The 8,388-nt window shown below is 60.1% G+C and carries 8 protein-coding genes; 7 read left to right on the top strand and 1 reads right to left on the bottom strand.

Annotation, left to right across the window (positions count from 1 at the left end):
• The first annotated feature begins 334 nt into the window (after positions 1-334).
• The 6 genes from ACC569_RS13110 (at position 335) to ACC569_RS13085 (ending at position 7,280) form a co-directional block, all read left to right on the top strand.
• Positions 335-2,527, top strand: coding sequence for an EAL domain-containing protein (locus ACC569_RS13110; RefSeq protein WP_372523980.1), 2,193 nt, complete (start codon positions 335-337; stop codon positions 2,525-2,527).
• Positions 2,528-2,786: 259 nt separating this feature from the next.
• Positions 2,787-4,463, top strand: coding sequence for an energy-dependent translational throttle protein EttA (ettA, locus tag ACC569_RS13105; protein ID WP_372523979.1), 1,677 nt, complete (start codon positions 2,787-2,789; stop codon positions 4,461-4,463).
• 267 nt (positions 4,464-4,730) lie between these two features.
• Positions 4,731-5,003, top strand: a complete 273-nt coding sequence (locus ACC569_RS13100; protein WP_372523981.1) for a hypothetical protein — start codon at positions 4,731-4,733, stop codon at positions 5,001-5,003.
• Positions 5,004-5,072: 69 nt separating this feature from the next.
• Positions 5,073-5,942, top strand: coding sequence for a DUF692 domain-containing protein (locus ACC569_RS13095; RefSeq protein WP_372523978.1), 870 nt, complete (start codon positions 5,073-5,075; stop codon positions 5,940-5,942).
• Positions 5,939-6,727: a DUF2063 domain-containing protein gene (locus tag ACC569_RS13090; protein WP_372523977.1), complete on the top strand. Its 789-nt coding sequence runs from the start codon at positions 5,939-5,941 to the stop codon at positions 6,725-6,727. Before ACC569_RS13095 ends, ACC569_RS13090 begins: the two co-directional genes overlap by 4 nt.
• A gap of 61 nt (positions 6,728-6,788) precedes the next feature.
• A complete protein-coding gene (locus tag ACC569_RS13085) occupies positions 6,789-7,280 on the top strand; it encodes a disulfide bond formation protein B (protein ID WP_372523976.1) in 492 nt (163 codons plus the stop codon).
• Between the two features lie 49 nt (positions 7,281-7,329).
• Here ACC569_RS13085 and ACC569_RS13080 read toward each other — a convergent pair whose 3' ends face one another.
• Complete coding sequence (locus ACC569_RS13080; protein WP_372523975.1) at positions 7,330-7,509, bottom strand: hypothetical protein; 180 nt, start codon at positions 7,507-7,509, stop codon at positions 7,330-7,332.
• Between the two features lie 27 nt (positions 7,510-7,536).
• Here ACC569_RS13080 and ACC569_RS13075 point away from each other — a divergent pair.
• Positions 7,537-8,388: ABC transporter transmembrane domain-containing protein (locus tag ACC569_RS13075; RefSeq protein WP_372523974.1), on the top strand; the 852-nt coding region annotated here is incomplete at its 3' end.

Raw genomic sequence — 8,388 nt, 5'->3', positions numbered from 1 at the left:
GTTGCGGGGTGATCGCGGCATCCTTGCGGCTATCCCCGGACGGTAAACCAGACCCTTGGTTGAGCCGGAATTCCCGGCGATTTCACTGCAACCCCATCGAAAGGGAAAGCCTATACAGGGTTCGCAGAATGACAACCGGATCGCGGCCTTTGAACGACAAGCGGGGTATTTAGCTCGATTGAGGGCATCCGGTGCCTTAAGGAGCGAGTGACACATGAGGAATGTTTTGCTGCCATACTGAAATCTCGGCCTTTCCCGCATTTCTGGCGTTGCGCGCCAAAAAACAGGTTTACAGGAGCATTTTGCTAAAATACTCTTTGAGAAAGAGGGACTTGTGGAAAAGAAGATATTACGCCTGCTGATTGTCGACGACTCGCCGGACGATTCTGAGTTGGCCGTCGCCACCCTGCGCAAGGCGGGCTATATGCTCAAGAATCAACGCGTGCAGGATCTGGCCTCCATGCAAGCGGCGCTGGACAAGGGTCCATGGGACGTGGTGCTTTCGGAGTACACGCTCCCGCACTTCGGCGCGCAACTGGCGCTCGACCTCGTCAAACGCGCGCATCTCGACATTCCCTTCATCGTCGTCACCCGGAACATCCGCGACCCGGATCTCGTCAAGATCATGCGCAACGGCGCGCACGACGTCGTGATGAAAAGCCAGGCGGCGCGCTTGGCGCCGGTGGTGGAGCGTGAACTGCGCGTGGCCGAGGAACGCCACCAGTTCCGGCAGATGACAAAAACGCTCCAGGAAGTCGAGAATAAAAACCGTGCCATCATCGCCGGATCGCGCGAGGCCATCGGCTACTGCCAGGAAGGCATGCACATCGACGCCAACAAGACTTATCTCGAGATGTTCGGGTACGATGACCTGAGCGAGATCGAAGGCGTGCCGGTGCTGAACCTGATCGAGAAATCCGACCATCCCCGCTTCAAGGACTATCTGCGCAAGGCCTCGTCCCAGAATCCCGCGGACCCGCAGGAATTTCTGTCCGTCAAGAAAGACGGCAGTCACTTCCACGCGGAGCTCGCTATTTCGTCGATCGTCCTCAATGGCGAAAACTGCACCCAGTTTCTGGTCACCGATATCTCCAAGCGCAAGGCTGTGGAGAACCGGCTGCAATACCTCAATCAGCACGATCCGCTCACCGGACTTTTCAATCGCCATCACTTCACGCAGGAACTGACCAAGACGATCGAGCGGGTCAAGACCGTGGGAAGCCGCAGCGCCCTGCTCTATCTAGATCTCAATGAGATCAAGGATATCAACGATGTCCTCGGTCACGCCGCCGGCGACCGGCTGCTGCTCAAGATCGCACGACTTTTCCGTGACAAACTCGGAGAGTCCACGATCCTGGCCCGCTTCAGTGGTGACGAATTCACCGCGCTGTTGCATGACATGTCCGAGGAGCAGATCAAGACGTCGGTAACAGAACTGCTGTCGTCATTGAAGGAAACCACGTTCTTGGAAGGGGGCAAGGTCTTCCGTTGCGATGGCACGATCAGCGTGGCGGTGATCGACAAGGACACCGAAAGCGCACAGGCGGTTTTGAACAAGGCTTACCAAAACTGCCAGCACAACCGTCCGCAGAAAACGGCGCCCGCACCGGTTCCAGCACCGACGCCACAGGCTACCGCGTCAGCGCCCCCCCACGCCGGCGGAGCGGAAATACCGGCGGCGGACTTGCACCGGGAAACGCCGGTCATGCCGACGGCGGCCGTGGACTGGGAGATTCGCCTCAAAACCGCTCTCGAGAAAGACGGCTTTCAGCTCGCCTACCAGCCTATTGTCAATCTGCACGGCGATCCGGCGGAATATTTCGAAGTCCTGTTGCGTCTCGTCGGCCGTCACGGCGAGCTGATCCACGCCGGCGAATTCATGGCGGCGGCCGAAAAGCTGGGAATGTTGGCTGCCATTGACCGCTGGGTCATACGTCAGTCGATCCATTCCCTCGCCGCCTTGCACGCCGAGGGAAGACAGGCCAGCTTTTTCGTCAATCTGTGCCCGGCAGCACTCAAGGATCCTGAACTCCTGTCCCTGCTTCAGAAGCAGCTGTCGGTCGCGCGGCTCAAACCGGGATTCATAGTGCTCGAGGCCGATGAATCGGCCGTCATGGCGAATCCCGAAGCTTCGGCCATGTTCATGCAGGCGGCGCGACGGATCGGCTGCCGATTCTCGGTCGACAACTTCGGCAACAATCTCGCCACACTCAACAGCCTGCGCGAGATGCCAATTGATTTTCTCAAGATCTCGGGTTCGCTCATTCGCAACCTTTCGACCGACGACCTTACCCGCACTTCGCTCAAAGCCATCGTCGACCTCGCCAAGGCGATGGAAAAGCAGACCATCGCCAAATTCGTCGAGAAGGCCAACGATCTCGGGATTCTCTGGAACCTCGGATTCGATTACGTGCAGGGGAATTATTTCCAGCAGGCCGACTCCCAGCCCGATTACGAGTTCGCCGACGAAACGACGCTTTCCTCCGACACTACCTCGCCCACCTGGGTGGCCAATTCTCGCCGCTGAATCCGCGCCCATGCCCGGGTAATCCGCCTGCTTCTTGCGGCTGGTTGCCGCTGCCTCTACCCGTGACTTGCCCACAGGGCGCAACAAAACCCGTTGCACCCGCTCGGCGACATGAACACACATTTAAATGTGACAAGACGAGCGCAGCAGGGCTACTGCTCTTATGTCAAGACGAGCGCAGCAGGGCTACTTTATTGTGTTCACGACTGCCACGCCTCACACTATAATAAACCGCCTTTGACCCACGCAAGGTTATTCAATGTCCGGCCAATTCATCTTTACCATGCATCGCGTCAGCAAGATCGTGCCGCCGAACCGCGCGATCCTGAAGGACATCTCGCTGTCCTTCTTTCCCGGCGCCAAGATCGGCGTGCTCGGCCTGAACGGCTCGGGAAAATCCACGCTGCTGCGCATCATGGCCGGCGTGGATGAGGAGTACGACGGCGAGGCGCGCCCACAGCCGAATATTCGTATCGGCTTTCTCTCGCAGGAACCGCAGCTCGACGCCAAGAAAGACGTACGCGGCAACGTCGAGGAAGCGGTGGCGGAAACCAAAGCGCTGCTCGACCAATTCAATGAAATCAGCATGAAATTCGGTGATCCGATGAGCGACGAGGAGATGAACAAGCTCATCGAAAAACAGGGAAAGCTGCAGGAAAAGATCGACGCCGCCGGTGCCTGGGACCTCGACCGCAAGCTCGAGATCGCGGCCGATGCCCTGCGCCTGCCGCCATGGGAGGCGGACGTCACCAAGCTCTCCGGCGGCGAGCGCCGGCGCGTGGCATTGTGCAAACTGCTGCTGTCGCAACCCGACATGCTGCTGCTCGACGAGCCGACCAACCATCTCGACGCCGAATCCGTCGCCTGGCTCGAGCGCTTTCTGCATGATTACCCCGGCACCGTCGTGGCCGTGACCCACGACCGTTATTTCCTCGACAACGCCGCCGGCTGGATTCTCGAACTCGACCGCGGCGAGGGCATTCCCTGGAAAGGCAATTATTCCTCGTGGCTCGAGCAGAAACAGAAACGGCTCGCCGTCGAGGAAAAGCAGGAGTCCGCGCGCCAGCGCACGCTGAAACACGAACTCGAATGGGTGCGCACCAATCCAAAAGGCCGGCACGCGAAGAGCAAGGCGCGCCTGGCGGCCTATGAAGAACTCGCGTCGCAGGAATTCCAGAAACGCAACGAAACCAAGGAGATATTCATCCCGCCGGGTCCGCGTCTCGGCGACGTGGTGGTGCAGACGGAAAACCTTACCAAGGGTTACGGTGACCGGCTGCTCATCGACGGCATCAGCTTCAATCTTCCGCGCGGCGGCATCGTCGGCGTGATCGGCCCGAACGGCGCCGGCAAGACCACGCTGTTCCGCATGATCACCGGCCAGGAAAAACCCGACGGCGGGAAACTGCGCGTCGGCGAAACCGTGCAGCTCGCCTACGTCGACCAGAGCCGCGACACGCTCGATGGCGGAAAAACCGTGTGGGAGGAAATCTCCGGAGGCCACGACATCATGTTGATCGGCAAGACCGAAGTTCAGTCACGCGCTTATTGCGGCCGTTTCAACTTCCGCGGGCCCGATCAGCAGAAACTGGTGCGGGACCTTTCCGGCGGCGAGCGCAACCGCGTGCATCTCGCGAAACTCCTGAAGAGCGGCGGTAACCTGTTGCTGCTCGACGAACCGACCAACGATCTCGACGTGGACACGCTGCGCGCGCTCGAAGAAGCGCTGCTCGATTTCGGCGGCTGCGCGGTGATCATCTCGCACGACCGCTGGTTCCTCGACCGCATCGCCACCCACATGCTCGCCTTCGAGGGCGACAGCCACGCGATGTGGTTCGAAGGCAACTACGCCGACTACATGGTGGACAAGGAGCGCCGCCTGGGCACGGAGGCGGTACAGCCGCACCGCATCAAGTACAAAAAACTCGTCCATTGATGAAAAATCCACCCCCCGTCCCACAGCGCCTGAAAATCAGCGCATAAATGCGCCGATTGGCCTGACCGGCGGCTGGTCAGGCGCCAAAGATATCTGTTAAATTATTCCGGCCCTGATATAGACAGGAACTTGCACAGGGATAGTATGTCTTACACGTTCAGTTGATTCCGGGTCGGGAGAGTATTTGCGTCGCCCTACTGAGGCCCTTTATTTGGATTAACGGGACGTAACTCAACCATAAACGAAACAATGGAGACAATGATCATGATGACTGCCAAAAAACTTACCGGTCTTGCCCTGGCCACCGCCGCCGCCGGACTGTTCGCCACCGCGGGCATCGCCCCGGTCATGGCCGCGGACGCGGGCGAAGCCAAGGTTCACTGCGACGGCGTGAATTCCTGCAAGGGCACATCGGCCTGCCAGACCGCCAACAACGCTTGCAAGGGCCAGAACAGCTGCAAGGGCAAGGGCTGGACGTACATGTCCAAGGCCGAATGCGACGCAGCCAAGGCCAAGATGAAGGACACGGAAAAGAAGTAACACTCTCCACGGCTCTCAAGCCGAACACGCCGGGCGCGGTAAATTGCGCCCGGCTTTTTCTTCCCGCCAATGCCGAACACAGCTCCGCACACGGAACGTCCTTACCTCGGTTTCGGCCTGGGGCTGCGTCCCGCGCATTATGAAACGATTTTGAACGAACCCCCGGCGGTGGACTGGTTCGAAATCATTTCCGAAAATTATCTCGTCCCCGGCGGCAAGCCGATTCACTACCTCGAACGCATCCGCGCGCGTTACCCGCTGGTGATGCACGGCGTATCTCTCTCCATCGGATCGCACGATCCGCTCGACCGGGAATATCTCCGTCAGCTCAAGACGCTGGCCGACCGGATCGAGCCGGCGTGGCTGTCCGATCACCTGTGCTGGACGGGCGTGGGCGGCGTTAACGCTCACGACCTGTTGCCTCTGCCCTACACCGAAGAGGCGATAAGCCACGTGGTCGCGCGCCTCGGCGAGGTGCAGGATTTTCTGGGCCGCCGGATACTGATCGAGAACGTCTCGAGCTACGTCACCTACCCGGAATCGGAGATGACGGAATGGGAATTCCTGCGCGAGATCGTCGAACGGGCCGACTGCCGGGTCCTGCTCGATATCAACAATATCTACGTCAGCAGTTTCAATCACGAATTCGACCCGCGCACCTACCTCGAAGCCATCCCGGTCGAGCGGGTGTGGCAGTTTCATCTTGCCGGACACCGCAACCACGGCGATTACATCGTCGACACCCATGACGAGCCGGTGATCGATCCGGTATGGGAGCTTTACGCGCAGGCAGTGCGCCGTTTCGGACGCGTCTCGACCATGATCGAGCGTGACGACAACATCCCGCCGCTGGCCGAACTGATCGCCGAACTCGATCGTGCCCGCCGGATCGCGCGCCCCCCCGCGCGCCAATCCGCGGTTTCGGTTGCCTCCGCATGAGCCCGCTTTACGGCCTGCAAGCCGATTTCCAGTCGTTTTTGCTGCGCGGCGACGAACGCATGCTGGACCGCGTGGTCGGCAGCGCGAAAGTCAGCGTACCCCGGCGTCTCGCCATCTATTACGATGCCTATCGGGTGCGGTTGATCGAGGCGCTCGACAGCAACTATCCGGTCCTGCACGCCTGGATGGGAGACGACGAATTTGAAAAGCTTGGGTTGGCGTATCTCGAAACTCATCCCTCCACGCACTTTTCCATTCGCTACTTCGGCCATCGTCTGTCCGAATACCTGGCATCGGCCGAGACTTACCGCGACAAGCCTTATCTGGGTCAAATGGCGGCACTGGAATGGGCCATGTCGGAGGCCTTCGACGCCCCGGACAGTCCCGTCGCGAACCTCGACAACATGGCATCTCTCCCGCCGGAGGCCTGGCCGGAGATGCGACTGGCGCTACATGCTTCCGTGCGCCGCCTGGACCTGCGCTGGAATGTTCCGGCCATCTGGAAGGCGGTCCAGGAGGAACAGGCGCCCGAGGAACCCCGGGCCGGCGCGTGGCCGCAACCGTGGCTGGTCTGGCGCCAGGATCTCAAGATTTTTTTCCGCTCGCTGTCCGTGGACGAAGCCTGGGCGATCGATACCGTGCGTGCGAGCGAACCCTTCGCGTCGATTTGCGAAGGTTTAGTCGAATGGATCGACGCCCAGAACGTCGCGCTGCATGCGGCGGCTTTGCTGAAGCGTTGGATAACCGACGGGATGATCGCTAATATCGCGCCAGGCAACCAGTAACCGGAGGAGCGGCGAATAGCCTCGGATACGAACCCCCGAAGTGAAGCGCCGAAAACGATAAATGCCACAACGCGTAATTTTCCTGGGCGGTTTCCTGATCTGCGCCGGCCTGATGGCGGCAGCCCTTTATTTTCAATACGTCGAACATCTGGAACCCTGCCCGCTGTGCATCCTGCAGCGGCTGGCCGTCATCGGCGTGGGACTGATCCTGCTGATCGGCGGACTGCACAATCCCGGCAAGTGGGGCCGGCGCCTCTACGGCGCGCTCACCGTATTCGCCGCCGGGGCCGGGGCCGGCGTCGCCGGCCGTCATGTGTGGATACAGCATCTGCCGTTCGACCAGCAACCCGGCTGCAGCTACGAGTTCGGATACATGCTGGAAACCTTTCCGCTCGCGAAAACCCTGAAGCTGGTGCTGGAAGGCACCGGCGATTGCGCCAAAGTTAGCTGGACCTTTCTCGACCTCAGCATGCCGACCTGGACACTTATTTTCTTTATCGGATTCGTGGCGCTCGGGCTGACGCTGGTCTTTACTTCCATCGGCAAGCGCTGAAACGGCAGGAGCGGGATTCATCCCGTCCGTGGACGCGGAGAGGGATCAATTATTTCCAGATATCCACAACCACACCACGCTCACGCAAGCTGCCGGCGCGTTCGCGGATGAAACACTGCAGGCTGGGCTGCTTTTTGTAAGCGCCCGAGGCGACATAGTCCAGTACCGAAGTCGAATCGCGGACAATCGCTACAAGGATATGACGCAGATCGGGTAGAATTCGTTCCACCACATCTTGTGAATATTGCCGAGCCCGATGCGCCCAAGACACTACGGAAAACCGCCCGCCCGCCAGAGCGACTGGAAAGCGATCAAATCGCTTTTGCCCTATTTGTGGGAATTCCGCGGGCGGGTGGTGCTGGCGCTCGCCTTTCTGGCGCTCGCCAAGGTGGCGACTGTTTCCGTCCCGCTGGTGCTCAAGGAAATCGTGGATGCGCTCACCCCGTCCCGGGCCGCGCTCGCGCTGCCGATCTTTCTGCTCGTCGCCTACGGCGCGCTGCGACTGGCCAACTCGACGTTCGGCGAACTGCGCGACATGGTGTTCGCCAAGGTTACGCAACGCTCGATCCGGCGCGTGGCGCTCAGGGTCTTCGAGCATCTGCACATTCTTTCGCTGCGCTTCCACCTCGAACGCCAGACCGGCGGCATGTCGCGCGACATCGAGCGCGGTACCGCGGGCATCCGCTTCCTGCTCAACTTCATGCTGTTCAACATCCTGCCGACGATCCTCGAAATCGGCTTCGTGGCGATCATCCTGCTCGTCAAATACGACCCGTGGTTCTGCGTGGTGACGCTGGTCACGCTGGTGGTGTACATCGCGTTCACGCTCGTGGTCACCGAGTGGCGCATGATCTTTCGCCGCAACATGAACGAGATGGACTCCAAGGCCAACACTCGCGCGATAGACAGCCTGCTCAACTATGAAACCGTCAAATATTTCGGCAACGAGGGCTTCGAGACGCACCGCTACGACGAAACCCTGCAATCCTGGGAAAAGGCCGCGGTCCGCAACCAGACCTCGCTGTCGCTGCTCAACATAGGCCAGGGCGCGGTTATCGCCGTGGGCGTCACGATCCTCATGCTCATGGCCGGCCAGGGCGTGGTCCGC

The organism is Sulfuricaulis sp., from assembly GCF_041499725.1.
Lineage (GTDB): Bacteria > Pseudomonadota > Gammaproteobacteria > Acidiferrobacterales > Sulfurifustaceae > Sulfuricaulis.
This window is presented reverse-complemented; position numbering and strand designations above follow the sequence as displayed.